Source organism: Microbacterium alkaliflavum (assembly GCF_044325405.1).
Lineage (GTDB): Bacteria > Actinomycetota > Actinomycetes > Actinomycetales > Microbacteriaceae > Microbacterium > Microbacterium alkaliflavum.
In genome coordinates this window covers 64641-90385 of record NZ_JBIQWL010000007.1, presented here as the reverse complement: position 1 = coordinate 90385, position 25745 = coordinate 64641, and the positions used below count along the sequence as shown (strand labels likewise).

The 25745-nt window shown below is 71.2% G+C and carries 22 protein-coding genes; 13 read left to right on the top strand and 9 right to left on the bottom strand.

The genetic code is table 11. The annotated features are described in order from the left end of the window. Nucleotides 1-5: 5 nt before the first annotated feature. Complete coding sequence (glmM, locus tag ACH3VR_RS17145) at nt 6-1364, top strand: phosphoglucosamine mutase (protein WP_397557541.1); 1359 nt, start codon at nt 6-8, stop codon at nt 1362-1364. Nucleotides 1365-1449: 85 nt separating this feature from the next. Here the strand turns inward: glmM and ACH3VR_RS17140 are convergent, their stop codons facing one another. Continuing rightward, a complete protein-coding gene (locus tag ACH3VR_RS17140) occupies nt 1450-2313 on the bottom strand; it encodes a hypothetical protein (protein ID WP_397557540.1) in 864 nt (287 codons plus the stop codon). Beyond that, a complete protein-coding gene (locus ACH3VR_RS17135) occupies nt 2297-4873 on the bottom strand; it encodes an ATP-binding protein (protein ID WP_397557539.1) in 2577 nt (858 codons plus the stop codon). Before ACH3VR_RS17135 ends, ACH3VR_RS17140 begins: the two co-directional genes overlap by 17 nt. A gap of 810 nt (nt 4874-5683) precedes the next feature. Between ACH3VR_RS17135 and ACH3VR_RS17130 the strand changes: the two genes are divergently transcribed. Continuing rightward, on the top strand, nt 5684-7090 hold the full coding sequence (locus ACH3VR_RS17130) for an HNH endonuclease signature motif containing protein (RefSeq protein WP_397557538.1): 1407 nt from the start codon (nt 5684-5686) through the stop codon (nt 7088-7090). A 347-nt stretch (nt 7091-7437) separates the two neighbouring features. Here ACH3VR_RS17130 and ACH3VR_RS17125 read toward each other — a convergent pair whose 3' ends face one another. Both ACH3VR_RS17125 and ACH3VR_RS17120 read right to left on the bottom strand, forming a co-directional pair. Continuing rightward, nucleotides 7438-8370, bottom strand: coding sequence for a Ppx/GppA phosphatase family protein (locus ACH3VR_RS17125; protein WP_397557537.1), 933 nt, complete (start codon nt 8368-8370; stop codon nt 7438-7440). Nucleotides 8371-8420: 50 nt separating this feature from the next. Next, on the bottom strand, nt 8421-8981 hold the full coding sequence (locus tag ACH3VR_RS17120; RefSeq protein ID WP_397557536.1) for a YdcF family protein: 561 nt from the start codon (nt 8979-8981) through the stop codon (nt 8421-8423). Between the two features lie 65 nt (nt 8982-9046). Between ACH3VR_RS17120 and coaA the strand changes: the two genes are divergently transcribed. Both coaA and glmS read left to right on the top strand, forming a co-directional pair. After that, nucleotides 9047-10063: a type I pantothenate kinase gene (coaA, locus tag ACH3VR_RS17115; RefSeq protein WP_397557535.1), complete on the top strand. Its 1017-nt coding sequence runs from the start codon at nt 9047-9049 to the stop codon at nt 10061-10063. Nucleotides 10064-10233: 170 nt separating this feature from the next. Then, nucleotides 10234-12087: a glutamine--fructose-6-phosphate transaminase (isomerizing) gene (glmS, locus tag ACH3VR_RS17110; RefSeq protein ID WP_397557534.1), complete on the top strand. Its 1854-nt coding sequence runs from the start codon at nt 10234-10236 to the stop codon at nt 12085-12087. Between the two features lie 50 nt (nt 12088-12137). Here glmS and ACH3VR_RS17105 read toward each other — a convergent pair whose 3' ends face one another. Beyond that, complete coding sequence (locus tag ACH3VR_RS17105; protein ID WP_397557533.1) at nt 12138-14951, bottom strand: polysaccharide lyase 8 family protein; 2814 nt, start codon at nt 14949-14951, stop codon at nt 12138-12140. 217 nt (nt 14952-15168) lie between these two features. Between ACH3VR_RS17105 and ACH3VR_RS17100 the strand changes: the two genes are divergently transcribed. The 7 genes from ACH3VR_RS17100 to ACH3VR_RS17070 all read left to right on the top strand — a co-directional run bounded on the left by ACH3VR_RS17100 (nt 15169) and on the right by ACH3VR_RS17070 (nt 20086). Continuing rightward, nucleotides 15169-15525: a holo-ACP synthase gene (locus tag ACH3VR_RS17100; protein WP_397557616.1), complete on the top strand. Its 357-nt coding sequence runs from the start codon at nt 15169-15171 to the stop codon at nt 15523-15525. Then, nucleotides 15522-16646, top strand: a complete 1125-nt coding sequence (alr, locus tag ACH3VR_RS17095) for an alanine racemase (protein WP_397557532.1) — start codon at nt 15522-15524, stop codon at nt 16644-16646. The genes ACH3VR_RS17100 and alr overlap by 4 nt, the downstream gene beginning before the upstream one ends. A 50-nt stretch (nt 16647-16696) precedes the next feature. Continuing rightward, nucleotides 16697-17146 (top strand): tRNA (adenosine(37)-N6)-threonylcarbamoyltransferase complex ATPase subunit type 1 TsaE, encoded by a 450-nt coding sequence (gene tsaE, locus ACH3VR_RS17090; RefSeq protein ID WP_397557615.1) that lies wholly within the window; start codon nt 16697-16699, stop codon nt 17144-17146. Between the two features lie 126 nt (nt 17147-17272). Beyond that, nucleotides 17273-17932 (top strand): tRNA (adenosine(37)-N6)-threonylcarbamoyltransferase complex dimerization subunit type 1 TsaB, encoded by a 660-nt coding sequence (gene tsaB, locus ACH3VR_RS17085; protein WP_397557531.1) that lies wholly within the window; start codon nt 17273-17275, stop codon nt 17930-17932. Beyond that, on the top strand, nt 17929-18426 hold the full coding sequence (rimI, locus tag ACH3VR_RS17080; RefSeq protein WP_397557530.1) for a ribosomal protein S18-alanine N-acetyltransferase: 498 nt from the start codon (nt 17929-17931) through the stop codon (nt 18424-18426). Before tsaB ends, rimI begins: the two co-directional genes overlap by 4 nt. Further along, nucleotides 18423-19514 carry a tRNA (adenosine(37)-N6)-threonylcarbamoyltransferase complex transferase subunit TsaD gene (gene tsaD / locus ACH3VR_RS17075; protein ID WP_397557529.1) on the top strand — a complete coding sequence of 364 codons (1092 nt, stop codon included), beginning with the start codon at nt 18423-18425 and terminating at the stop codon, nt 19512-19514. Before rimI ends, tsaD begins: the two co-directional genes overlap by 4 nt. After that, nucleotides 19511-20086, top strand: a complete 576-nt coding sequence (locus ACH3VR_RS17070; RefSeq protein WP_397557528.1) for a hypothetical protein — start codon at nt 19511-19513, stop codon at nt 20084-20086. Before tsaD ends, ACH3VR_RS17070 begins: the two co-directional genes overlap by 4 nt. A gap of 9 nt (nt 20087-20095) precedes the next feature. On the opposite strand, the gene ACH3VR_RS17065 is transcribed toward ACH3VR_RS17070, so the two are convergent. Next, on the bottom strand, nt 20096-21283 hold the full coding sequence (locus ACH3VR_RS17065; RefSeq protein ID WP_397557527.1) for a THUMP-like domain-containing protein: 1188 nt from the start codon (nt 21281-21283) through the stop codon (nt 20096-20098). 138 nt (nt 21284-21421) lie between these two features. Between ACH3VR_RS17065 and groES the strand changes: the two genes are divergently transcribed. Next, on the top strand, nt 21422-21718 hold the full coding sequence (gene groES, locus ACH3VR_RS17060) for a co-chaperone GroES (protein WP_345801589.1): 297 nt from the start codon (nt 21422-21424) through the stop codon (nt 21716-21718). 139 nt (nt 21719-21857) lie between these two features. Further along, nucleotides 21858-22811, top strand: a complete 954-nt coding sequence (gene rarD / locus ACH3VR_RS17055) for an EamA family transporter RarD (protein WP_397557526.1) — start codon at nt 21858-21860, stop codon at nt 22809-22811. A gap of 7 nt (nt 22812-22818) precedes the next feature. Here the strand turns inward: rarD and ACH3VR_RS17050 are convergent, their stop codons facing one another. From ACH3VR_RS17050 to ACH3VR_RS17040, 3 genes are read right to left on the bottom strand one after another with little or no spacing between them, the layout of a single operon-like run. Next, complete coding sequence (locus ACH3VR_RS17050; RefSeq protein WP_397557525.1) at nt 22819-23148, bottom strand: metal-sensitive transcriptional regulator; 330 nt, start codon at nt 23146-23148, stop codon at nt 22819-22821. Further along, nucleotides 23145-25340 carry a heavy metal translocating P-type ATPase gene (locus tag ACH3VR_RS17045; protein ID WP_397557524.1) on the bottom strand — a complete coding sequence of 732 codons (2196 nt, stop codon included), beginning with the start codon at nt 25338-25340 and terminating at the stop codon, nt 23145-23147. Before ACH3VR_RS17045 ends, ACH3VR_RS17050 begins: the two co-directional genes overlap by 4 nt. Beyond that, nucleotides 25337-25549 (bottom strand): heavy-metal-associated domain-containing protein, encoded by a 213-nt coding sequence (locus ACH3VR_RS17040; protein ID WP_397557523.1) that lies wholly within the window; start codon nt 25547-25549, stop codon nt 25337-25339. The genes ACH3VR_RS17045 and ACH3VR_RS17040 overlap by 4 nt, the downstream gene beginning before the upstream one ends. Nucleotides 25550-25745: the final 196 nt, after the last annotated feature.

The window sequence follows — 25745 nt, the reverse complement described above, 5'->3', positions numbered from 1 at the left end:
TCCGTATGCCGATTTTTGGCACGGATGGGGTGAGGGGGCTCGCCAACGGCCCCCTCACCGCCGATCTCGCTCTCACCCTGGCCCAGGCGACCGCGGTCGTCCTGGGCCAGGGCCGTACTGCCGACGCGCGCCGCGCGGCGGGCAAGCGGCTCACGGCCGTCGTCGCCCGCGACCCGCGCGTGTCCGGTGAGTTCCTCGCCGCCGCTGTCGCGGCGGGCCTCGCCTCGTCCGGTGTCGACGTGCTCGAAGCCGGTGTGCTCCCGACACCCGCGGCGGCGTTCCTGATCGCCGACATGGATGCCGACTTCGGCGTCATGGTGTCGGCATCGCACAACCCTGCGCCCGACAACGGGATCAAGATCTTCGCCCGTGGCGGCAGGAAGCTGCCCGACATCGTCGAGGAGCGTATCGAGACCGCGATGGCGGGCCCGAAGCTCCAGCCGACCGGAGCCGGCGTCGGCCGCATCCGCCGCTTCTCCGACGCTGAGGACCGCTACGTCGTGCACCTCCTCGCGTCGCTGCCGCACTCGCTCGACGGCATCCACGTCGTGCTGGACTGCGCCCACGGCGCGGCGGCCGGCGTCTCGCCGGAGACGTTCCGCGACGCCGGCGCCCGGGTGACCGTCATCGGGGCCGACCCCGACGGGCTCAACATCAACGACGGCGTCGGATCGACGCATCTCGACAACCTCGCGCGCAAGGTGGTCGAGGTCGGCGCTGACCTCGGCATCGCGCACGACGGCGACGCCGACCGCTGCCTCGCCGTCGATGCCGATGGAAACGTCGTCGACGGCGACCAGATCATGGCGATCCTCGCCGTCTCGATGAAGGAGCGCGGCAGCCTCGTCGACAACACGCTCGTCGCGACGGTCATGAGCAACCTCGGACTCCACCGCGCCATGGAGCGGCACGGCATCCACGTCGAGCAGACCGCCGTCGGTGACCGCTACGTCCTCGAGCGCATGAACGAGGGCGGCTTCTCCCTCGGCGGCGAGCAGTCCGGTCACGTGATCATGAGCGAATACGCCACGACCGGCGACGGCCTGCTCACGGGCCTGCACCTCGTCGGGGAGATGGCGCGCCGTCGGAAGTCGCTCGCCGAGCTCGCCTCCATCATGACCGTGTATCCGCAGGTGCTCGTCAACGTGCGCGACGTCGATCGTTCGCGCGCATCGAGCGACGAGGGCGTGGCGGATGCCGTGGCCGCCGTCTCCGCGGAGCTCGGCGACTCCGGACGCGTCCTGCTCCGCGCGAGCGGCACCGAGCAGCTCGTCCGCGTCATGGTCGAGGCATCCGACGAAGACGCCGCCCAGGCCGCCGCCGGTCGCCTCGCGGCCGTCGTCCGCGAGCGCCTGTCGCTCTGACGACACGCTCGTTGCACCGGGTGCGCTGGTCGCACTGACGACTCGCTCATCGTTCTGACCTGGTCGCCGTTCCTCGGCGGCCGGGTCAGGCGACCGTCACTCGGGATGCCGCGGCACGGCGCAGCGAGAACTCGCACCAGGCGACGAAGCCGCCGTAGAGGCCGAGCCCGACGACCATGACCCCGATGAAGATCGGGGTCATGGGGCGATCCCACAGCAGGTCGTCGCGGCCCGCGATCAGCGACAGCGCGATGGCGCTGAGGCTCAGCAGCTGCGCCTGGAACAGGATGCGGAACGAACTGGCGCGGCTGTCCCAGAGCAGCGCCGCGTTGACGACGCCGGTGAGGCTCAGCACGGCTCCCAGCACCTGCGACGTGAGCGGTGTGAGCTTCCACGCCCAGAACGACACCGCGAACTCGGGGGCTGCGAACATGATCGCGCCGAACGCGAAGACCGATATCCCGATGAGGGCCAGCCCGATGCGGGCGAACCCTGCGATGACGGCATCCGCGGCATCCGGAATCCCGGGATCGCGCGGCGCCTGCACGACGGCGAGCACCGCGATGATGAACGGCGTCGTGGCGTACAGCGTCAGCCAGACCCCGAACGACAGGTTGTGCGAGAACCGGTCGAGGTGCAGGAGTGTCGCGACGAGGAGCGCGCCGGCGAACAGGACGATCGCGGGGAAGCCGTGCCGAACGCGATGCCACCCGCGCACCGTCGCGACGCGGAGGAAGAACCACACCCCGCCGAGATACGCCGACGCGAGCAGGTAGGCCGAGAGCGGCGGCGCGATCGCCCAGGCGAACAGCTCGCCGGCCCGGGTCGGGAACGCATAGAGCAGCACATCCGCGACGACGAGGAACGGGATGATGAAGACGGCGACCCAGCGTGTGACGGGGAGGATGCGGTCGTCGCCGGCCTTCGAGGGCCTACCGGCGGACGTCATCGAGCACCTCCGCCACGGTGAGGTCGAGCCCCGCGCGGGTCGCGGCATCGAGCACCTCGCCCTGGTCGGCCGCGCGCAGCGCCCCGATCGGGATCATGTAGAACTCGAACGACCCCGGGTTGAGCAGCCCCTTCCGCCGGCGCAGCCGCTGCGCCGCACCCAACAGGCGCCCCGCGGCGACAGCGTCGCCCTCGACGGCGCGGAGTCCGGCGAAGGCCTCGAGCCCGTAGGCGATCCCCTCGTCGTGATGCAGCGCGAGCGACAGATCCAAGGAGTGGGCGAAGTCGTCGTGCGCGCCCGCGACATCGCCCGTGAGCAGCCGCGTCCATCCGCGCGAGTTCATCGCGATGACGATACCGAGCCGCTCGCCCTGGGACGTCGCGCGCTCCAAGCTCTGCTCGAAACGCTGCCGTGCCTTCGCCATGTCGCCGCGGCCCATGTCCACCCGGCCCAGGACGTTGAGCACCATCGCCTGGCCCCAGGCGTCGTCTATCTCCGCGAACTCGGCACGACTCGATTCGAGCTCCGCCACGGCGGCGGGAACATCGGGGTCCTTCCGCGAGAGGAGCGCCAGCCCGAGTGAGATGCCGGCCACCGCGGCGCCATGCCGATCGCCGGCCTCGCGGAAGAGCTCCCGGCTCGCCGTCAGACCCGTCGTGACGTCGAATCCGGGCTCCTGCCAGAACCGCACGGCGTTGATGTAGTACTCGGCGATGGCGCGGGTGTCGGCATCGATCGGCACGCCGTCCCGCTCGGCGATGCCGAGCAGCTCCTCGGCCCAGGTGCGCACAACGCCGAGGTAGCCGCCGATCCACAGGAACAGGTACAGCGACCACAGATACGACGCGGCGAGGTCGAGCTCGCGACGCTCGAACATCACGCGCGTCGCGCGGGCGAGGTTCTCGATCTCGCCCTCCAGCCGGTCGAGCCACATCAGCTGATCGGGTCCGCGCAGTCTCGGCTGCGCATGGACGGCCAGCTCGCGGTAGCTCTTCAGCCACGCGTCCACGGCCGCGGCCGCCCGGTCCGGCGGAAGCAGCTCGCCGGCGTAGGCGCGCACGAGCGAGAGCATCCGGAACATCGCGACGCCGCGGCGATCCGTCGTCGCGAGCAGGCTCGCGTCGACGAGGGCCTCGAGCGCCGAGATCGGGTCGACCGTCCCCGCCTCGGAGAGCACGCGCTCCGCCGAATCGAGGCTGAAGCTGCCGGTGAACACCGAGAGGGTCCCGAGGGCGATCCGGGCGTCGGGCTCGAGCAGCTGGACGCTCCACTCGATCGTGCTGCGCAGGGCCCGCTGCCGTTCGGGCAGGTCGCGGGCGCCTCCCACGAGCAGAGTCAGGGCCGAGTCGAGCCGGTCGAGGATCTGCTCGACCGACAGCGAGCGCACCCGCGCTGCGGCGAGCTCGATGGCCAGCGGCACGCCGTCGACGGCGCGGCAGATCGCGACGACGCTCGCGGCGTTCTCGGGCGTCACCCGGAAGCCCGGACGCACGGCCGCCGCACGCTGCGCGAAGAGCTGCACGGCGGATGCCGCGGCATCCGGTGCATCCTCGGGCGGCAGCCTGAGCGGGCCCACGTCGTACACATGCTCGGCGCGCACGCGCAGCGGCGATCGGCTGGTCACGAGCAGCTGAAGCCTCGGCGCGGCCGTCAGGAGGCGGACGAGGAGATCGGCCGCCGCCAGCACGTGCTCCATGTTGTCGACGACGAGCAGCACGTCGCGGTCGGCGAGGGCTGCGACCACCCGGTCTTCGAGCGAGCCTTCCGCCGCGGCGTCCCGCACGCCCAGAGCGCGGGCGATCGCGACGATGACGCGATCGGGCATCGGCACGGCCTCCAGCAGCGCGAACGCCACGTCGCGCCCTTCGGCCGCGATCGACTCGGCGATCTCGATCGCCAGGCGCGACTTGCCGATCCCGCCGGGACCGACGAGCGACACGAGACGCACGCCGGGCTGGGCGAGCATCGCGAGCACATCCCGCTGCTCGTCCTCGCGGCCGACGATGGCGCTGTAGGGCGCGGGGATGTCGGAACCCGGCCGTCCGCCGTCCGGTTTCGTCTCCGCCGGCGGGTCGATGCGCGTCGCGTCGAATCGCTCGGCGAGGAGGGTCGCGAGGTCGCCCTGCACGAGTTCGGCGAGCTCGCCGGCCGCGGCGAACGACTTGTACGAGCTGTGGTCGTCGGCGCGGATGCGATCGAGCAGCTCGGTGAGCCGCTCCTCCCGGTCGGGGGCGGGATCCTTGACGTACATCAGGTGGGGGAGCCGGCCCGAGAGCGCGTACTCGTCCTCGAGACCCGAGACATCCTCACCGGGTGCGACCCAGCCGTAATCCTCCGCGTAGATGCCCACGAACACGTCGCTTTGCGCGAGATACGAGCGGTAGAGCTCGCGGGGCGGATGGGGCCGTGCGCCGAGCTCGAACATGACGGGTGCCAGCTGCATCGACTCGATCGCGGCGCGCACCGCGCGGCGCTCCGGCTCGAGCTCTTTCAGAGTGGAGCTGACGAAGACACGGAGACGCTGGTCGGGAGTGCGGATCGCCGCGGGCCGTACGGCCATGACGGAATCATGGAGCACGGCGGGCACCCACGTCCACTACCGGCTCAGCTTCCACGCGGTGAACCCGCGCCCCGCGCAAACCCCGCCTAACTACGACGGCGTTGCGTTGTTCACTGAGCCCGTCGAAGCGTCGCCCCCTGAGCTCTGGCGCAAACCCCGGAGATCGCCGCCCGGCGGGCTGGGGACAATAGCCGGCCACAGTGGTCCCGACCGTCTTCGGCGGCGTTGTGTTGGTCGCTGAGCCTGTCGATGCGGGGAACTCGAGCGCGGGCGCAAACCTGGCGTTCGCTCCGTTCGACGGGCGGGGGAGAATAGCCCGACCGCAGTGATCCCGGCCGTTCTCGACGGCGTCTTGTTGGTCGCCGAGCCTGTCGAAGCGTCGAACTCGAGCCCGCCGATGACCCCGGGTTCAATCCCTCGGTGGATCGCGGGGCCGACGTCATGGGCCAGTCCTTCTCGGTCGCTGAGCCTGTCGAAGCGTCGAACTCGAGCCCGCCGCAGACCCCGGGTTCAGCCCCTTGGCGGATCGCGGGATTGACGTCATGGGCCAATCCTTCTCGGTCGCTGAGCCTGTCGAAGCGTCGAACTCGAGCCCGCCGAAGACCCCGGGTTCAGCCCCTCGGTGGATCGCGGGGCCGACGTCATGGGCCAGTCCTTCTGGGTCGCTGAGCGTGTCGAAGCGTCGAAGCCTGAACCGACGAGGAACCCTGGGAGGATTCCCCTTGAGTACGGGAGTCGTGACCATGAAATCCCTGATGGATCAGGGTAAACGGCGCCGGGAATGTCGGTGGCCCTCGGCAGAATGGTTCCATGGAAGCCCTGCTCGACACCCTCCGGGACACGGTCGAGCAGCTCCGCGTCTGCGCTGCCGAGGGCCTCCGGGATGAGGTGATCCGGGGCTCCTCGGACGGTGATCTGGTCGACGCGTTGCGTGTCGCGGGGGAGGCCGCGCGGCTGGTCGATGCGCTGCTGGTCGAGTCGACCGGTGAGGTCGTGCGGCGTTCGTGGACGTCGGAGCGGGACCTGCGGTTGACCACCAGGATGGGATGCCACGACGTGTCGGAGTTGGTGCAGCGGCTCACCCGGCTCTCCCCGTCGTCGGTCGGCCGTCTGCAGAAGGCGGCGAAGTCCGTGCTCGTCGAGCACCGCCTGGACGGGGAACCGCTCCCGGCCCGCTTACCGGCGATGCGGGACGCGCTGATCGACGGGGAGGTCGGGGTGGACGGGCTGCTGGCCGTGGCGGGTCCGCTGGAGGCGATGGGCGACCGGGTCGCGGTGGAGGATCTGCTGGCCGCGGACGCGGTGCTGGCCGCGGAAGCACGGGGGGTGGGGCCGGACGGGGCACCGCCGGCGTGCGCGGACCTGCTGCGCATCCAAGCCCTGGCGTGGTCGGCGGTGCTCGACCAGGACGGTGCGCAACCCCGTGAGGAACGCGCGCTCCGGCTCCGCGGCGTCCGGCTGGGCCGTGTCAGGGACGGGGTCGTCCCGATCAGCGGGGCGCTGCTGCCGGAGGTCGCGGCGCAGTTCCAGCGGATCTGCACCGCTGTCGAATCCCCCCGCACCCAACCCGGGGTGAGGTTCCACCCCGACGACCCGAACACCGACCCGTTCCTACCCGACCAGCGCACCACCGCACAGCAGCACCACGACGCACTGGCCACCGCGCTCACCGTCGCCGCGACCAGCGAACTGCTCCCCACGATCGGGGGTGCCGCGCCCACCCTGCTGATCTCGGTGCGCGCCGAAGACCTCGCGAGCGACACCGGGTGGGCGCACGTGGACGGCACCGACGAACCCGTCTCACCGGCCGCGGCCCGGCACGCCGGCTGCGCGGGCGTCATCCAACACGTCGTCCTGGACGACAGGGGCCGGATCCTCAAGATCGGCACCGAGCAGCGCGTGTTCAACAAGCATCAGCGTCGCGCGATCGGCCTGCGGGACGGGAACTGCATCATCCCCGGATGCGGCGTCCCCGCCGCCTGGTGCGAGGTCCACCACGTCACCGACCACGCCAACGGCGGGCCCACCCACACCGACAACGGGGTGCTGCTCTGCTGGAGTCATCACCGGTTCATCGACGACGGCATCTGGAAGATCCGGATGAACCACGGCGTCCCACAAGTCCAAGCCGACAAATGGTACGACAACACCATGAGGTGGCGACCCGTCACCACCTCCCCCACCCGCATGCTCGACACCATCAAACGACGAACATGACCCGTAGCGATCGCAGCTGCACGCCCCGCGCTCCACGCTGGTGAGGAGCCGACCCCTCGACAAGCTCGGGGATCGCGACTGGGCCGTGGCTTCGTGGACGTTCCTCGCGCGTGACGAGTCGGCCCCTCGACAAGCTCGGGGACCGGGGCGGTGCCGGTCGCCGACGTTCCTCGCGCGCGACCCCTCGGCAAGCTCGGGGACCGGGGCGGTGCCGGTCGCCGGCGGTCCTTGCGCGCGGCCCCTCGGCAAGCTCGGGGACCGGATCGGCGCCGGTCACTCACGTCCTCGCACCTACGGCGTCGACCCTCGACAAGGTCACCGAAACGGTGCCCGGCGCCAGCGGCCGATCAGCCCCAGGACATCGACTCGATGTAGCGAAGCAGCACGCCCTCGCGAAGGGCCCACGGGCTCACCTCGAGCTCGTCGACCTTGAGCATCGTCATCGCGGTGTGCAGCACGACCGCGCCGGCGACGATCTGGAACGTGCGGTCGGGCGTGATGCCGGGCAGTTCCTGACGCGCCGAAGCGGGGATGCGCGCGAGCCGCGGGATCCACGAGCCGAGCGCGGCGCGGGGGAGCAGCATCCCCTCGATTCCTGATGAGCCGGGAACGGGGTACCCGGCGAGCTTGGCGAGGGAGCGGATCGCCTTCGACGACCCCACGACATGGTCGGGCCGAGGCTCGGCGAGGAGGCGTTCGGCGACGGGGGCGAGCGTCTCGCGCGCATGGTCGCGGAGGGCCTCGACGGCGTCTTCGCCCGGCGGGTCGGTCGGCATGAACTGGATCGTCATGCGACCCGCGCCGAGAGGGACGGATGCCGCGACATCCGGCAGTTCGTCGTCACCCGACGCGAGCTCGAGCGAGCCTCCGCCGATGTCGAAGAGGAGGATCTGCCCCGCGGCCCAGCCGAACCAGCGGCGCACCGCGAGGAACGTGAAGCGCGCCTCGGACTCCCCGCCCAGCACCTGCAGCTCCTGGCCGAGCGCCTCCTCGATGAGAGCGATGACCTCGGGGCCGTTCGTGGCCTCGCGCACGGCCGAGGTCGCCGTCGCGAGCAGCTCGTCGACCTTCTCGTCGGCCGCGACCTGCCGCGCTTCCGAGACTGCGGTGACGAGCGCCTCGATGCCCTCCGGCGTGATCGAGCCGTCGGGTGCCAGGTAGCGCATGAGGCGCAGGACGGTCCGCTGGCTCGTGGTCGCGAGCGGGCGTCCACCCGGGTGGGCGTTGGCGACGAGCAGATGGACGGTGTTCGAGCCGATGTCGAGGACTCCCAGGCGCACGGGTCGAGGGTACCGGTCGGAGCGGGCGGCTCGCGCGCCGCCCGCGCTGCTCAGAGGTCCGAGCTGTCGGCGCAGGGGGTGATCCAGGCCTTCACGAGCGCGAACGACTGATAGGCGTACTGGTAGATCCAGTCGGCGAGGCTCAAGTGCTGGTCGACCGCCACGACCGTCGCGTCGCCGTGGTAGCACTTCTCGAGGATGTACCGCGTGCGCAGCACGTGCGGGGTGAAGGTCAGGATGATCGTGCGGTCGACGTCGTGCGCGGGGGCGTATTTCGTGAGTAAGGCGATCTCGCCCTTGGTCGTGAAGGGCTCGGGATGTACGCAGTCGACGCCTTCTTCGTGGCACACCGGCAGGCGCGCGGCGGACCAGCCGCCGTGAGTCGGCACGGAGTAGAGGGAGTGGCCGGCGACGCCTTCGGCGCGCAGCGCGCGTTCCACCTCGACGCGATACTTCTGCGGCGGTCCGATCACGTAGACGAGGTCGGCCTTCCCGATCGGCTCGGCGGGGGGGAACACGTAGAGCGGCAGTCCCGCGAGGGCCACGACGCCGATGAGGGCGACGATGACGCCCGCCGCGATGGCGGCGACTCTGGTGGTCGGTGCGCGCATGCTGCGTCCTCTCTCGGGTCGAGAGCGACGGTGCCCAGCGTCGCAGCGAGTGTATCGCCGATACGATGGGCGCGATGTCCGCCGATGCCGCGATCCCCGACGATGCGACCGTCTCCGATGCCGACGACCTCGGCGAAGGGTCCGATGTGAGCGGGCGGCTGAGCCCTCACCTCTATCGCGAGATCGACCGCTCCGAGTGGTCGCGGCTCGCCGCCGGGATGACGCAGCCCCTGTCCGAGACCGAGGTCGTGCAGCTGCGGGGTCTCGGCGATCGGCTCGACCTCACCGAGGTGCGCGAGGTCTATCTGCCCCTGAGCCGACTCCTCAGCCTGTACGCGACCGCGACGAAGCGCCTCGGCGCCGACACCGCCGGCTTCCTCCAGGAGCCCGACACCACGACGCCGTTCGTCGTGGGTGTCGCAGGATCGGTCGCCGTCGGCAAGTCGACGATCGCGCGCCTGCTCCGCGAGCTCGTGAGCCGCTGGCCCGACACCCCGCGGGTCGAGCTCGTGACGACCGACGGCTTCCTCTACCCGAACGCGGAGCTCGAGCGCCGCGGACTCATGGCGCGCAAGGGATTCCCCGAGTCGTACGATCGGCGCGCGCTCGTGCGGTTCCTGTCCGAGGTCAAGAGCGGGGCGGCCGAGGTGCAGGCGCCCTTCTATTCGCACCTGCGCTACGACATCGTGCCCGACGCGCATGTGACGGTGCGCCGTCCGGACGTCGTCATCGTCGAGGGGCTCAACGTGCTGCAGCCGCCGCCGTACCCGAACGACGTGGCCGTGAGCGACCTCTTCGATTTCTCGATCTACGTGGATGCCGAACCCGAGCACGTCACGCAGTGGTACGTCGACCGCTTCCTCGCGCTGCGCCGAGCGGCGTTCGCCAACCCGAGCTCCTACTTCAACGTCTTCGCGCATCTCAGCGACGACGAGGCGGTCTCGATGGCGCTCGGCTACTGGAACGACATCAACCTGCCCAACCTCATCGAGAACGTCGCCCCCACGCGGCACCGCGCCTCGCTCGTGCTGCACAAGGCCGCCGATCATGCGGTCGAGCGGGTGCTGCTCCGAAAGCTCTGACGCGAGCGCCGCCGGCCAGCTCATCGACAGGTCAACCACGCATCCGCAGGTGGGTTCGGCGCGGAAATCGGCCTGCAAACGCGTGGTTGACCTGTGCGAGAGGGCCGGGCGCAGCATCCCGATCCGTTTGTTCAGGCTTCTGACGAAACCCCCCGTCTAAAATCAGGGGCATGTGTGGAATCGTCGGATACGTGGGCCCCCGCGACAGCCAGGCCATCCTGCTCGCCGGCCTGTCGCGCCTCGAGTACCGCGGATACGACTCCGCGGGCATCGCCGTGATCGACGGCGACGGCGGTCTCGGCATGCGCAAGAAGGCCGGCAAGCTCAGCGTGCTGCGCGACGATCTGGCCGCGCACCCGCTCGCCGACGGCAAGACCGGCATCGGGCACACGCGCTGGGCGACGCACGGCGGCCCCACCGACGCGAACGCCCACCCGCACCTCGCCGACGACGACGATCTCGCGCTCATCCACAACGGCATCATCGAGAACTTCTCCGCCCTGCGGGCGCGGCTCATCGACGAGGGCTACTCCTTCCGCAGCGAGACCGACACCGAGGTGGCCGCCGTGCTGCTCGGTCACGAGTACCGCCACAACGGCGGCGACCTCGTGCAGGCCTTCCGCTCTGCCGTCGCCCAGCTCGAGGGCGCCTTCACGCTCCTCGCGATGCACGAGGAGCACCCCGGCCTCGTCGTCGGCGCGCGCCGCAACTCGCCGCTCGTGATCGGCCTGGGCGACGGCGAGAACTTCCTCGCCTCCGACGTCGCGGCGTTCGTCGAGCACACGCGCCACGCCCTCGCGATCGGCCAGGACGAGATCGTCGCGATCACGCCCGAGGGCGTCGAGGTGACCGACTTCTCCGGCGGACCCGTCGAGGTCGAGCCGTTCGAGGTGCTGTGGGATGCCGCGGCCGCCGACAAGGGCGGCTGGTCGTCGTTCATGGCCAAGGAGGTCTCCGAAGAGCCGGAGGCCGTCGCCAACACGCTCCGTGGCCGCATCCGCGACGGCGTCGTCTCGATCCCCGAGCTCGACGGCCTCGACGACCTCTTCGCGGGGATCAACCGCATCATCGTGATCGCGTGCGGCACCGCCGCCTACGCGGGCATGGTCGGGAAGTACGCGCTCGAGCAGTGGGCGCGCGTCCCCGTCGACGTGGAGCTCGCCCACGAGTTCCGCTACCGCGACCCCGTCATCGGCTCCGACACGCTCGTCGTCTCGATCAGCCAGTCCGGCGAGACGATGGACACCCTCATGGCCGTGAAGTACGCGCGCGAGGCCGGCGCCAAGACCGTCTCGATCTGCAACACGCAGGGCGCGACGATCCCGCGTGAGTCCGACGCGATCGTCTACACGCACGCCGGCCCGGAGGTGGCCGTCGCCTCGACGAAGGCTTTCGTCGCGCAGATCACCGCGCTGTACCTGCTCGCGCTGCACGTGGGCGGCGTCCGCGGCACGCTGACTCCGACCGAGATCGCTCAGCACGTGCTCGAGATCGAGGCGGTGCCGGAGAAGATCCAGCGCATCCTCGACCGCTCGCAGGAGCACATCGAGCAGTTCGCCGGCTGGATGGCCGATACGCGGTCCGTGCTCTTCCTCGGACGCCACGTCGGCTACCCGATCGCGCTCGAGGGCGCGCTCAAGCTCAAGGAGATCTCCTACATCCACGCGGAGGGCTTCGCGGCCGGTGAGCTCAAGCACGGACCGATCGCGCTCATCGAGCCCGGTCAGCCCGTCTTCGTCATCGTGCCCTCGCCGCGCGAGTCGCCCGTGCTGCATTCGAAGGTCGTCTCCAACATCCAGGAGATCCGCGCTCGCGGCGCCCGCGTCATCGCGGTCGCCGAAGAGGGCGATGCCGCGGTCCTGCCGTTCGCCGACGAAGTGCTGCACATCCCGGTCGCGGCTCCGCTGGTCGAGCCGCTCCTCGCCGTCGTGCCCCTGCACATCTTCGCGATGGGTCTTGCGACCGCGAAGGGCCTCGACGTCGACCAGCCGCGCAACCTCGCGAAGTCGGTCACGGTCGAGTGAAGTCGGTCACGGTCGAGTGAAGTCGGTCACGGCCGAGGAGACCGGCGAGGTCACTGCGGCGGGCCAGTCGCCTCGATCAGGATGCTGTCCAGGATGATGTTGCGCCCCGACGACGCCGCGGACTTGGTGCCAGTGCGCGTCACGGTGACGGTGTGCGCGCCTGCCGCCAGCACCGGGCTCGTGAAGACCGCCTGGCGGAAGGTCGTCGTCGGCGCATAGCCGTCGTATCGCCCGAGGACGACGCCGTCGACGGCCACCTCATTGATGCCCGCCGATGCTGTGAGGCGCGCCTCCAGGGTGATGCGCGTCCCCGTGAAGTCGAGGGAGAACGCGGACTCGGGATCGGAGCTGAACGCGATCGATCCGCCGAAGTCGCCGGTGGCCGAGGTGCTCCGCCACGCACCCGTGTAGCGGATGCGGGGATCCGTGTCGTCGAGGCGCACGGAGACGGGCGCCGCGGTCTTGTGGAGCACGACGGACAGCGTCCGGCCTTCGGAGCCGCTCGGGTCGAACTGCAGCCGGAGACCGTCCGAAAGGGGAGTGGCGGCGGTGAGTCCGGCGCTCGGCCCGGGGACGTCCACCGACCGGTTCACGGTGACGACGACGGGCGAGACCGAGATCCGCGACGGATCGGCGACCGAGACCGTGACGGTGGCGGCGGTCTCGGAGATCGACAGGATGCCGCTGCCCCGCCAGGTCGCGAGGGGCGCACCGTCGATGACGAGGGGGTGATCGGCCGCTGGGTCGAACGAGACGGCGCCGGTCGTCGTCGACGACGTGTCGTGGACGGCGACGTGTCCGGGCGACCGGTCGAGGATCTCGACACCGGGATGCTGCGCGTACGCCGCGGTCGCGGCGGGTGTCGCGTTCGGCAGCACGACGTACTCGTAGCCGGCGCCGGCGGGGTTGCGGCCGTGGCTCGTGACGAGCGTCAGATACCGGCCGGTCACGGTCCGTCCGCTGCCCGTCAGCGCGTTCACCGCCGACCACGTTCCCGAGCGGGTCTCGTCGAGGGCCGTGACCTTTGTCGGCCACGGGAAGTAGTAGCCGACCGATTCCGCTGCACCGCTGATCGCCGCCCACGTCGCGGTGCGTGTGGTGGTCGCATCCCGCCCGACGGCGGTGCCGTCGACGACGAGCGAGGCATCCGCTGAGCGCGCCAGCCGGTTGTCGACGACCGTTTCGACGCGGGTGAGGGCGCCGTCCCACCCGTACCCGCTCATGCCGGCCGAGGTGATCCCGACGCCGATGCAGACGATCTCGTCGTCGAAGGCGAACCAGGTCTTCTTCGCGGCGAGCTCGCTGCGGTAGGCGTTGTAGTTCATCACCGCGATGCCGGTCGACCCGTCCGGGGTGGCGAGCGCGCCGACGAACGCCTCTGGCGAGGCATACCGCGATCCCTCCGCCGCGGCGCGGCGCATCGTGTCCTCCGTCGTCCCCGGCATCCGGTACGGGTTCACGGTCGCCCAGTAGCCGCCGTCGAACTGCCCGCCCGTTCCAACGCGCAGCGACGTCATCCCGTCGCCCGTGTACCAGCCGCGGAGGTTCTCGTCGTTGATCGACTCGAAGCCGCCTATCCGGCTGCTCGACAGAGAGACCGAGAATCCGAACCGGGAGTCCGATGACACGAACCGGTCCATCCCGTTGAGGGCGACAGCACCGCCGGCGCCGCCTGAGGCGGCGCGCACGCCGGTATCGGCGAGGAGCAGTCGCGCGCGCACGACGTCGCTCCGCGAACCCGCCGCCTCGACGCTGGACACGGTGTCGGCAGAGCACTCGAGCCACTGCTTCGCGCGGGACAGGATGGTCTCCCGGACGTCGGCGGGCGCCGTGTCCGCGAGGCGCAGCGCCGACCCCTGCACGCTCGCCCCGCCCGCGCCGTCGGACGATGCCTCCCGCGAGATCTCGCGCCCCCGCACATCGGCGAGGAGGTCGCCGCACCACATGACGGGCGCGTACGACGACTCGATGCGGTCGTAGAAGGAGCGATCCGCGGCATCCGTCGACTCCCACGGCGACCCCTCCACGAGGTAGTACAGCCGCGACACCGTCTCCAGCAGCGACAGCCCGTAGCCGCCCGTGTACGCGAAGCGGTCGTGCTGGACGAACGAGCCGTCTGCGCGGAAGCCGTCGCCCGAGGCGGTGTCGCGGAGCGCAGGGCGGATGCCGGAGACCGCTTCGTCGATCTTCGCCGGCTGCGCCGTGAGCACTCCGCGCAGGGCGACGATCCACGCCGACCACGCGAGGTTGGCCCCGGTCCGCGTCGGCTTCGGCACGAAGCGTGCGACCGCCGCCATGTAGCGGGACCGCTGGTCGGCGGTGAGCCGGGCGTACAGCAGGCTCGTGAGGTCGTTCACCTCCATCGGGATGCCGACCTCCCAGAACCACCAGTCGCCGTCCTTCGCGACCGTCGTGTTGTAGCGGTAGGTATTGAGCCACTCGGCGACCGAGATCGTGTCGGCCAGGAGATCGAGATCGCCGGTCAGGGCCGAGTCCGGGGTGCGGAACGCCGTCGCCATCGCCACCGTGCGCTGGTACGCGTAGTAGAGCTGACGACTGGCGGCGCCCGTCGCGAGATCGGGCCACGGCTCGGTCGAGGCGCTCGTCGTGGGCCGGAGGGCCCGCCACGCGCTGTCGCCGGCATCCGCGACGCGATCCGTCGACCGCGACAGGTCGCCGACCCCGTCGCTCCCGGGTACGACGCCGATCAGGTCGGCGACGTGACGGTCTCGCATCGCGTCGTAGACGTCGGCCGCGCTCGCGCGAGCCGGCTCGCCGACGAGCGGGATCGCCGCGGTGGTCAGAGTCACCGTCATGATCACGGCGATGATGGCATGCGGATACGGCGAGACTGGGCGTGACACGGTGGCCGACTCTCATCTTCGAGGAGCCAGATGTTGGTGTGGTTCCGGCGGGTGGGTGCTGGACTGCAGAGGACGGTAGCGCCGCACTCGCCCCGCCGCCACAGGATCAGCGCGATGCATTACCGTTCTGGCGCCGCCGGGTCCGAGCGGCAGGCGCGATAGGGTGACGGATGCCGCTCCCGAGCTCGACCAGGGCCGCGGCACGAGGGGAGGCCACGTGATCGTCGGCATCGGCGTCGACCTCGTCGACATTCCGCGGTTCGAACGCACGATGACGCGCACGCCCCGCCTGCTCGAGCGGCTCTTCTCCGCGGCGGAGCGGGAGCGCTCGACGCGGTCCCTCGCCGCCCGCTACGCCGCCAAGGAAGCGCTCATCAAGGCGCTCGGCGGGTCGGACGGACTGCACTGGACCGAGGTCGAGATCGCGTCCGAGGCATCCGGCCGTCCCTACTTCGTCCTGAGCGGATCGACGCAGGACGTGGTCGAGCGGCGCGGGATCACGAAGCTGCACCTGTCGATGTCGCACGACGCGAACCTCGCGACCGCCTACGTCGTGGCGGAGGCGGACGCATGAGCCGCCTGCCCGCCGGCGTGCTGCGCGAAGCCACGATCGACGTCGGTGCCATCACCGCCAACGTGCGGCAGCTGCGCCGCCTGACCGACTCCGAGGTCATCGCCGTCGTCAAGGCCGACGGCTACGGGCACGGCGCCGTGCGCAGCGCCGTTGCCGCGCTCGACGGCGGTGCGGCCCGGCTCGGAGTCGCCGACATCGGCGAAGCGCTCGCGCTGCGACGCGGGGGGATCACCGCGCCGATCGTCGCGTGGCTGCACGCCCCCGGCGCGAACTTCCGCGAGGCCGCCGGCAGGGGAATCGAGCTCGGCATCTCGAGCTTCGATCAGCTGCTGCAGGCCTCGGCCGCGGCATCCACAGGCCGCCCGGTCAGTGTGCACCTCAAGCTCGAGACAGGCCTCGGCCGCAACGGCATCCCACCGGAGGACTACCACGTCGTCTTCTCCGAGGCTGCGCGCCTCGAGCGCATCGGCCGGCTGCGCGTCGTCGGCCTGTTCAGCCACCTCTCCAACGCGTCCGCGGACGACGACCGCGCCGCGCTGCGCGTCTTCCTCGAGGGCGTCGCCGTCGCGGCATCGGTCGGCCTCGCCCCACCGCTGCGCCACATCGCGGCGAGTCACGCGGCGCTCGCGCTCCCCGAGTCCCGGCTCGGCTGCGTGCGACTGGGCGTGACGATCTACGGCCTCTCGCCCTTCGACGACCGCGATGCCGGCGACCTCGGCCTGCGCCCCGCCATGACGCTGCGCGCACCCGTCGCCGCCGTGCGCCGCGTGCCCGCGGGGCACGGCGTCTCGTACGGCTACGACTACCGCGCCGAGCGCGAGACGACGCTGGCCCTCGTGCCGCTCGGCTACGCCGACGGCGTGCCGCGACAGGCGTCGGGCGGCGGTCCCGTCACTATCAACGGCGCGCGCTTCGCCGTCGCGGGGCGCATCGCGATGGACCAGTTCGTCGTCGACGTCGGCGACCTCCCGGTCGTCGTCGGCGACGAGGCGGTGCTGTTCGGCGACCCGACGCTCGGCGTGCCCTCCGCCGACGAGTGGGCGACAGCCGCGTCGACCATCAACTACGAGATCGTCACGCGGATCGGGCCGCGTGTGCCGCGTCGGCAGGTCTCGTCGTGACCGGACTCGACGCGATCGCGGGCCGGCACGAGATCGTCGCCCCCGAAGACATGGAGCGGTTCGGCGAGCAGATCGGGGGGATGCTGCGCGCCGGCGATCTCGTCGTGCTGACCGGTCCGCTGGGCGCAGGCAAGACGACCCTCACGCGCGGTATCGCGGCGGGTCTGGGCGTGCGCGGACCCGTGCAGAGCCCGACCTTCGTCATCGCCCGCACGCATCCGTCGCTCGTCGGCGGCGCCCCGCTCGTGCATGTCGACGCCTACCGGCTCGGTGCGGCCGTGGAGCTCGACGACCTCGACATCGACCTGGCCGGATCGGTCGTCGTCGTCGAGTGGGGCCGTGGCATGGTCGACGGCCTCGCCGACTCCTGGTGGGAGGTCGAGCTCGAACGCGAATGGGGCGGCGCGGGAGTCGATTCCGCCTGCGGCACGAGCGGTCCGGCGGCTGCCGAGATGGATGCCGCCGCACCCCGCGTCGTGACGGTGACCCGGCGTCCTTAGGGTCGAGCCGATACATTCCCGACGAGCCGATACGGGAGCGACCGTCTGAGGCGTATCGGCTCGCCGAACCCGTATCGGCTCGCGGGCAGACCCGGCCCTCCGACGGTCCCGACTACCCTGGAGGGCGTGATCCTCGGCATCGACACGTCCCTCGGCTCTGCCGTCGCCGTCGTCGAACCCGACGGCGTCGTGCGGTCGCAACGCGAGAGCACCGACCCGCGGGGGCACGCCGAGGTGATCGGCACGCTCATCGCCGAGGCATTGGCGGAGGCATCCATCGACCCCGGCGACGTGACGTATGTCGCCGCGGGCATGGGGCCCGGCCCCTTCACGGGGCTGCGCGTCGGCATCGCGGCGGCGCGCGCCTTCGCACTCGGCCGCGGGGTTCCGGTGATCCCCGTCGCGAGCCATGACGCCGTCGCGCTCGAGCTGCTCCTGCACTCCGCGCTGACGGGCGGCCGCGACAACTCCGAGGACGACGCGTTCGCCGTCGTGACCGACGCGCGCCGTCGCGAGTTCGCCTTCACGGTGTACCGCGGCATCGACGACGACGGCCTCCCGATCCGCCTCGCCGAGCCCGCGCTCGCGCCGCGCGACGAGCTCGACGGAATCCTCGCCGAACGCCGCGTCCTGCGCCGCGACGCCGACCGCATCCCCGCCGCGATGCTCGCCCTCGCGGCGGCGCGCGCGGTCGCGGCGGATCGCACGATCGGTCCGCCCGACGCGCTCTACCTCCGCTCGCCCGATGTGACGCCCTCCGCGGGGCCCAAGCGGGTGACGGCATGAGCCTGCGCCGCGCGACGCCCGACGACCTCGCCGCGATCATGACGCTCGAGCGCGCGTCGTTTCCGACCGACGCGTGGTCGGACGCCATGATGCGCGAGGAGCTCGCGTCGCGGCACGGCTGCTACGTCGTCGACGAGGAAGCGGGCCGGGTCATCGGCTACGCGGGCCTGCGCGCGCCGCAGGGGTCGAGGGATGCCGACATCCAGACGATCGCGATCGCGGAAGCCGCGCGGGGCCGGGGTCGCGGACGCGCGCTGCTCGAGGCGCTCCTGGTCGAGGCATCCACCCGCGACGTGCAGGAGGTGTTCCTCGAGGTGCGCGCCGACAACCCCGTCGCGCAGGCTCTCTACGCCTCCGAGGGCTTCGCCGAGGTCGGCCGCCGCCCGCGCTACTACCAGCCGGACGACGTCGACGCCGTCGTCATGCGCCTCGATCTCGGCGGCTGGTCGACGGCGCGCAAGAACGACCCGGAAGACGCGGGAGCGTGCACGTGACCCTTCGACAGGCTCCCGAGGCATCCGAGCCCCTCGTGCTCGGCATCGAGACGAGCTGCGACGAGACCGGCATCGGGATCGTCCGCGGCCGGACGCTGCTTTCCAACACGATCGCGAGCTCGATGGACGAGCATGCCCGGTACGGCGGCGTCGTTCCCGAGGTCGCCGCCCGCGCGCACCTCGAGGCCCTGCAGCCCTCGATCGAGGCGGCGCTCACCGAATCGGGTGTCGCGCTCACCGACGTCGACGCCGTCGCCGTGACATCCGGCCCGGGGCTCGCGGGCGCCCTCATGGTCGGCGTCGGCGCAGCCAAAGCCCTCGCGGTATCCCTCGACCGGCCGCTCTACGCCGTCAACCACCTCGTGGGCCACATCGCCGCCGACATCCTGGATGCCGGCGCCCCGCCCCTCGAATACCCCACCGTCGCGCTGCTCGTGAGCGGCGGGCACACGTCGCTCCTCCTCGTGCGCGACCTCACGACCGATGTCGAGCTGCTCGGCGAGACGATGGACGATGCGGCCGGCGAGGCCTTCGACAAGGTCGCCCGCCTCCTCGGGCTGCCCTATCCCGGCGGCCCCGAGATCGACCGGGCGGCCGCCGTGGGCGACCCGAACGCCATCCCCTTCCCGCGTGGGTTGTCGCGCGCATCCGACATGGCGAAGCACCGCTACGACTTCTCCTTCTCGGGCCTCAAGACCGCGGTCGCGCGCTGGATCGAGCTGCGCCAGGCGGCGGGCGAGACGATCCCGGTCGCCGACGTCGCCGCCTCCTTCCGCGAGGCCGTCGTCGACGTGCTCGTGACGAAGGCGCTCGCGGCCTGCCGCGATCACGACGTGCCCCGGCTCCTCCTCGGGGGCGGTGTCATCGCCAACAAGCGCCTGCGCGACGTGGCGATCGAGAGGGCGGATGCCGCGGGCGTGACCGTCCGCATTCCGCCGCTGTCGCTGTGCACCGACAACGGGGCGATGATCGCAGCGCTCGCATCGGAGCTCATCATGTCGGGCCGGCCGCCGTCGACGCTCGCCTTCGGCGCCGACTCCACGCTGCCCGTGACCGAGATCCAGGTCGCGCAGGAGGCCGTGGCATGACCGGACCGCGCGACGACGACGGGGCCGAGCCCGCCGCCTCGCCGTCGCCGTCGCCGTCGGCGCAGGCGCCGCGCACCCCGGCCCCGACCACCCCGCCGCCGACCCCGACCACCCCGCCGGCGGCCCCGCTCGCCCGACAGCCGTCCGCGACGACCCAGCCGCCGTCGCCCGATGTCGCTGAGGTGTCATCCGAGTCGGTGCTGCCCGGCGCGCATCGCGGCGGATTCTCGCGCCTGCCCACGGCGCCGGTCGAGATCACGACCCAGTCGGCTCCCGCCGAGCCCGAGAGCGAGCCGATCGACATCCGCTGGGCGATGCCCACCCCGGAGGCGCCGCGACGGGGCGTCGGCGGGTGGGCGCTCCTCTTCTCGATCCTGGGACTCGTCGTCTCGCTCTTCGTCGGCTGGGGCTTCCCGCTGGGCATCGCCGGCATCGTGGCCGGCATCATGGCGCTCCGCCGTCCGCTCGAGAGCCGCGCGGTCGCCGTGTGGGCGATCGCGCTGGGCGCCCTCTCGATCCTCTACAGCGCGGGGTGGCTGCTGTTCGCCGCCGTCGCGTCGGGGCTCATCTGAGGCCTCTGCTCAGACGCGGTCGGCCAAAAGCGCGACCCGGCGCTTGCCGATCCGGGTCATGATGAGCGTCGCCGACCCGGCGCCGCGCAGTGCGAGGGACTTCCGCAGGACGGCCGGGTCGATGTCGACGCCGCGCTTCTTGATCTCGAGGCGCCCGATGCCGCGGTCGCGCAGCGCCTTCCCGAGCCTCTTCGTGTCGGCGGGCAGCTCCTCGCGCACGCGGAACGATGCGACGAACGGACTCGTGAGGGCGGCATCCGACGTCAGATAGGCGATGTGGTCATCGAGCATCCCGGCCTTCAGCGACCGCGCGACGTCGCCGATGAGCCGCGCACGGATCACGGCGCCGTCGGGCTCGTGCACGAAGGCGCCGAGTGGCCGCACGGGCTCGTCCTCGGCATCCCCTTCCGCCGTGAGCTCCGCCGCGGCGTCGCCGCGGACGACGAGAGCCGACCGGCGCACGCCGTCGCGCGCGAGCGCGCCCGACCACAGCACGAGCTCGATCGTCGATCCGTCGGCGCTGACCCACTGCGCCTCGACGTCGTCGGGGATGAGCGCGCGGTCGAGGGCCGGTCCGAGCTTGACGCCGGCGGGATGCCGCGCCGCCAGGTCGAACACCCACTCGAGCGACGGCGACCAGTCCTCGGGACGCGTGCGCGAGGTCTCACCGTGTCCGGCGGTGCGGCGGGCGGGGTCGAGCCACACGGCGTCGACACCGGCGAGATCGACGTCCTCCGCACGGGCGCACCGCACGCTCACGTCGTCGCCGAACGGCGCGAGGTTGTACGCGGCGATCGCGGCCGTCACGTCGTCGGCGTCCACCGCGAGGACGCGCAGCCCGAGCGCCGCGAGGCCCAGCGCGTCGCCCCCGATGCCGCACCCGAGGTCCGCGACGGTCGTGATGCCGGCATCCCGGAACCGCGCCGCGTGCCGCCCGGCGATCGAGAGCCGCGTCGCCTGCTCGAGTCCCGCGCGCGTGAAGAGCATGCGCTCGGCGAAGCCGCCGAACTTCGCCTGCGCGCGTACGCGCAGGCGGGACTGGCCGACGACGGCCGAGACGAGGTCGGGGGAGTGCCCGGCTGCGCGCAGGCGCGAGACCGTCCGCGCGACGTCGTCGGCGCTCTCGATGGGCGGAAGCTCGTCCAGAAGGCGCAGTCCCTCAGGCGTCAGCAGTGCCGTGAGCTCGGCCAGGTCCATGTCGCCAGCGTATTGCCGTATGACGCTGATTGGCACTCACGTTGCGTGAGTGCCAGCGGCCCGCCTAGACTGATTCAGCACTCGCCGCCCGTGAGTGCTAACGAGTCTTGAAGTCTCAAGGAAAGCAGAGGTAGACCCGTGTCGGTTTCCATCAAGCCGCTCGAGGACCGCATCGTCATCAAGCAGGTCGAGGCCGAGCAGACCACCTCGAGTGGCCTCGTCATCCCCGACACCGCCAAGGAGAAGCCCCAGGAGGGCGAGGTCGTGGCGGTGGGCCCCGGCCGCATCGACGACAACGGCAACCGCGTCCCGCTCGACGTCGCTGTCGGCGACCGCGTGATCTACAGCAAGTACGGCGGCACCGAGGTCAAGTTCGGCGGTGACGATTTCCTCGTCCTGTCGGCTCGCGACGTGCTCGCGGTCGTCGTCCGCTGAGGACTGCACTTTCTGGAAAGACCCGGATGCTTCGGCATCCGGGTCTTTTCGCATATCGGGGTGGCAGGAATCGAGCCGTGGTCGGCAGGCACGGGATGCCTCGCGCGGCCGCCGGGCCCGATCGTCGTCCTAGGCTGAGGTGGTGAGCTCCGACCCCTCCCGCGAGCACGCGCTCGGCGGCGTGTACGCGTTCATCGCGTACGTCATGTGGGGGTTCCTCCCGCTGTACTTCCTCCTCCTCGCGCCCACCGGCCCGTTCGAGGTCGTGGCATGGCGCATCCTGCTCTCGCTCGCTTTCTGCGCGATCCTCCTGACGGTCACGCGCACGTGGCCCAAGCTCGTCGCGATCCTGCGCAACCGCCGGCTCGTGGTCTGGACGATGGTCGCCGGCGCGCTCATCTACGTCAACTGGCAGGTCTTCCTCATCGCGACGCTGACGGGGCACGTCGTCGAGACGAGTCTCGGGTACTTCATCAACCCGATCGTCACGGTGCTCCTGGGCGTGCTGGTGCTGCACGAACGGCTGCGGATCACGCAGTGGGTGGCGCTCGCGATCGCCGCCTCGGCCGTTGTCGTGATCATCCTGGGGTATCAGGCGTTCCCGTGGATCGCCTTGTCGCTGGCCTTCAGCTTCGGCTTCTACGGCCTCGTCAAGAAGCAGATCGGCCCCTCGGTCGACGCGATCAGCGGTCTCACGCTCGAGTCGCTGTGGCTGACGCCGATCGCGATCATCCAGCTCGTCGTCGTGTCGCTCACGGTCGGCCTGTCGATGGGCCAGGGGACCCCGCTGCACACCGTGCTCCTGAGCCTGGCCGGTGTCGTCACGGCCGTGCCGCTCCTGCTCTTCGCGGCGGGCGCGCGCCGTGCGCCCCTCACGCTCATCGGGATCCTGCAGTTCGCCGCGCCGATCCTGCAGTTCATCATCGGCGTCTGGGTGCTCGGCGAGCCGATGCCGCCGGAGCGCTGGATCGGCTTCGCCCTCGTGTGGGTCGCCCTCATCCTCCTGACCGTCGACTCGGTCGTCGCCGCCCGCCGTGCGCGCACGTCGCGCATCGTCGACGACGCACCGTCCGACGTCGCCGAGCTCACCTGACGGCGGGTCAGCGCACGAGCCGCGCGATCGCCTGCGTCGCCTCGGTGATCTTCGCGTCGGCCTCGGGCCCGCCGAGCCGCGCCGCGTCGACGACGCAGTGCCGCAGGTGGTCGTCGAGCAGTCCGACGGCGACGGCCTCGAGCGCGGAAGTCAATGCGCTGATCTGCGTGAGGATGTCGATGCAGTACTTCTCGTCCTCGACCATCTTGTGGATGCCGCGCGCCTGCCCCTCGATGCGCTTGAGGCGATTGAGGTACTTGTCCTTGTCGGTGATGTAGCCGTGGTGCGCGGAGTGATCGTGCACGGGCGTGCCCGAAGGCGTGTCTGCGAGGGTCATCGCGTCTCCTTCACGAGGTCGTCCGCATGGCTGCGGAAACGCCGCAGCAGCAGGCTGTTGCCGACGACGAAGGCGCTCGAGAACGCCATCGCCGCACCGGCGATCATGGGGTTGAGCAGGCCGAGCGCCGCGAGCGGGATCGCCGCCACGTTGTAGGCGAAGGCCCAGAACAGGTTGACGCGGATCGTCCGCAGCGTCGAGCGCGACAGCCGGATGGCGTCGCCCGCGCTGCGCAGGTCGCCGCGGACGAGGGTCAGATCGGATGCCTCGATCGCGGCATCCGTGCCCGTGCCCATCGCGAGGCCCAGATCGGACTGCGCGAGCGCGGCCGCGTCGTTGACGCCGTCGCCCACCATCGCGACCGACCGGCCCTCCGCCTGCAGCTCGCGCACGACGGCGACCTTCCCGGCCGGCAGCACCTGCGCGATGACCCGGTCGATCCCGACCTCGGCGGCGACCCGCCGCGCGACGGCTTCGTTGTCGCCCGTCAGGAGCACGGGCTCCAGACCCAGGTCGCGCAGCTGGGCGATCGCGGCAGGACTGGTCGGCTTGACGCCGTCCGCGACGGCGAGGATGCCGCGCACCGCGCCGTCCCAGGCGACGACGACCGTCGTGCGACCTTCGGCCTCGAGGCGCGATGCCTCGGCGTCGAGCACGCCGTCGAGCGTCAGCGCCCAGTCGGCCAGCATGGCGCGGCGGCCCACGACGACCGCGTGGCCGTCGACGACACCCGCAACGCCCGCTCCCGGCAGGTTCTGGAAGGACTCGGGCTCGGGCAGGACGTCGCCCGCCGCACGCGCGATCGCCCGGGCGACGGGATGCTCCGACGCGTCCTCGAGGGCGCCCGCGAGCCGCAGCAGCTCGGCGCGATCGACGCCGGGCGCGGCGATGACGTCGGTGAGCGACATCCGCCCCGTCGTGACCGTCCCCGTCTTGTCGAGCACGACGGTGTCGGCGGCGCGTGTCGACTCGAGCACCTCCGGGCCGCGGATCAGGATGCCGAGCTGCGCGCCGCGGCCGGTGCCGACGAGCAGCGCGATGGGCGTTGCGAGGCCGAGCGCACACGGGCACGCGATGATGAGCACGGCGACCGCGGCGCCGAAGGCGTCGGCGGCAGGCGCGCCCAGCAGGAGCCAGACCACGAGGGTGACGATCGCGATGCCGATGACGACCGGCACGAAGACGGCGGAGATGCGGTCGGCGAGCCGCTGCACGGCCGCCTTGCCGGACTGGGCCTCTTCGACGAGTTTCGCCATCCGCGCGAGCTGCGTATCGGCGCCGACACGAGTCGCACGCACGACCAGTCGCCCGCCGACGTTGACGGTCGCCCCGATGACGCCGTCGCCGGGTGCCACCTCGACGGGAACCGACTCGCCGGTCACGGTCGAGGCATCCACCGCGGACGTGCCCGACACGACGACGCCGTCGGTCGCGATCTTCTCGCCGGGCCGCACGACGAACTCGTCGCCGACCCGCAGCTGCTCGACGGGCATGCGCACCTCGGTGCGCGTTCCGGTGAGCAGGTCGGAGCGGAGCACGGCGACGTCCTTCGCGCCGACCTCGAGGAGGGCGTGCAGCGCGGCGCCCGCCTGACGCTTCGAACGCACCTCGAAGTAGCGTCCTGCGAGCACGAACATCGTGACGCCGGCCGCGACCTCGAGGTACATGTGGCCCATGCCGCCGAGGACGATGGCGTAGACGGACCAGAGGTACGCGGCCGAGACGCCGACGGAGATGAGGGTGTCCATCGTGACGGCGCCGTGACGCAGGTTGATCCACGTGGCCTGGTGGAACGGCCACGCGGCCCACGTCACGACCGGTGTCGCGAGCACCAGTGCGACCCACTCCCACCCGGGGAACTGGAGCGCAGGGATCATCGACAGCAGGATGACGGGCACCGCGAGGACGATGGATGCCACGAGCCGCCGCCGGAGCGAGACGAGCTCGGGCTCCGCGTGGTGGGCGTGCTCGTGCACGGGCCGCGGGAGCGCGGCACCGTAACCGGTCTTCTCGACCTCGGCGATGAGCGCATGCGGGTCGAAGCCTGCCGGCGCGACGATGTGCGCGCGCTCGGTCGCGAAGTTGACCGAGGCCTCGACCCCGTCGAGCCGGTTGAGCCTCTTCTCGACGCGCGCGGCGCACGAAGCGCACGTCATGCCCGAGATCTCGAGCTCGATCGCGTGATCGGTCATGCCACCCGCACCGCCTCATAGCCCGCCTCGTCGACGGCCGCGATCACGTCTTCATCGGCCACATCCGTCTGCGATGTGACCAGCAGCCGGCCGGATGCCGCGCTGACCTCCACGGCTTCGACGCCGCGGACAGCCGTCACCTCGCGCCGCACGCTCGCTTCGCAGTGTCCGCAGCTCATCCCTGTCACGAGGTACTCGTTCATCATCATGATCGGCTCCTTTTGCGTTGATACCCCTAGGGGGTACCACTCTCAACCGTATACCCGTCAGGGGTATTCCGGGGCCGTTTGTAACGATCCGGTCGCGTTACACATCGTTAACGAAAGGCAATACACAAGAGACCGGCTCCCGATTAGGTTTAGTGCACTGGGGCGGCACCCGAGCCGTGCCCGCGTCCCTACACAG

Excerpts from the sequence above, each read along its gene's own strand:
- glmM (WP_397557541.1), top strand. The coding sequence starts at position 6 with ATGCCGATTTTTGGCACGGATGGGGTGAGGGGGCTCGCCAACGGCCCC.
- ACH3VR_RS17140 (WP_397557540.1), bottom strand. The coding sequence starts at position 2,313 with ATGACGTCCGCCGGTAGGCCCTCGAAGGCCGGCGACGACCGCATCCTC.
- ACH3VR_RS17135 (WP_397557539.1), bottom strand. The coding sequence starts at position 4,873 with ATGGCCGTACGGCCCGCGGCGATCCGCACTCCCGACCAGCGTCTCCGT.
- ACH3VR_RS17130 (WP_397557538.1), top strand. The coding sequence starts at position 5,684 with ATGGAAGCCCTGCTCGACACCCTCCGGGACACGGTCGAGCAGCTCCGC.
- ACH3VR_RS17120 (WP_397557536.1), bottom strand. The coding sequence starts at position 8,981 with ATGCGCGCACCGACCACCAGAGTCGCCGCCATCGCGGCGGGCGTCATC.
- coaA (WP_397557535.1), top strand. The coding sequence starts at position 9,047 with ATGGGCGCGATGTCCGCCGATGCCGCGATCCCCGACGATGCGACCGTC.
- glmS (WP_397557534.1), top strand. The coding sequence starts at position 10,234 with ATGTGTGGAATCGTCGGATACGTGGGCCCCCGCGACAGCCAGGCCATC.
- alr (WP_397557532.1), top strand. The coding sequence starts at position 15,522 with ATGAGCCGCCTGCCCGCCGGCGTGCTGCGCGAAGCCACGATCGACGTC.
- tsaE (WP_397557615.1), top strand. The coding sequence starts at position 16,697 with ATGGAGCGGTTCGGCGAGCAGATCGGGGGGATGCTGCGCGCCGGCGAT.
- rimI (WP_397557530.1), top strand. The coding sequence starts at position 17,929 with ATGAGCCTGCGCCGCGCGACGCCCGACGACCTCGCCGCGATCATGACG.
- ACH3VR_RS17070 (WP_397557528.1), top strand. The coding sequence starts at position 19,511 with ATGACCGGACCGCGCGACGACGACGGGGCCGAGCCCGCCGCCTCGCCG.
- ACH3VR_RS17065 (WP_397557527.1), bottom strand. The coding sequence starts at position 21,283 with ATGGACCTGGCCGAGCTCACGGCACTGCTGACGCCTGAGGGACTGCGC.
- ACH3VR_RS17050 (WP_397557525.1), bottom strand. The coding sequence starts at position 23,148 with ATGACCCTCGCAGACACGCCTTCGGGCACGCCCGTGCACGATCACTCC.
- ACH3VR_RS17045 (WP_397557524.1), bottom strand. The coding sequence starts at position 25,340 with ATGACCGATCACGCGATCGAGCTCGAGATCTCGGGCATGACGTGCGCT.
- ACH3VR_RS17040 (WP_397557523.1), bottom strand. The coding sequence starts at position 25,549 with ATGATGATGAACGAGTACCTCGTGACAGGGATGAGCTGCGGACACTGC.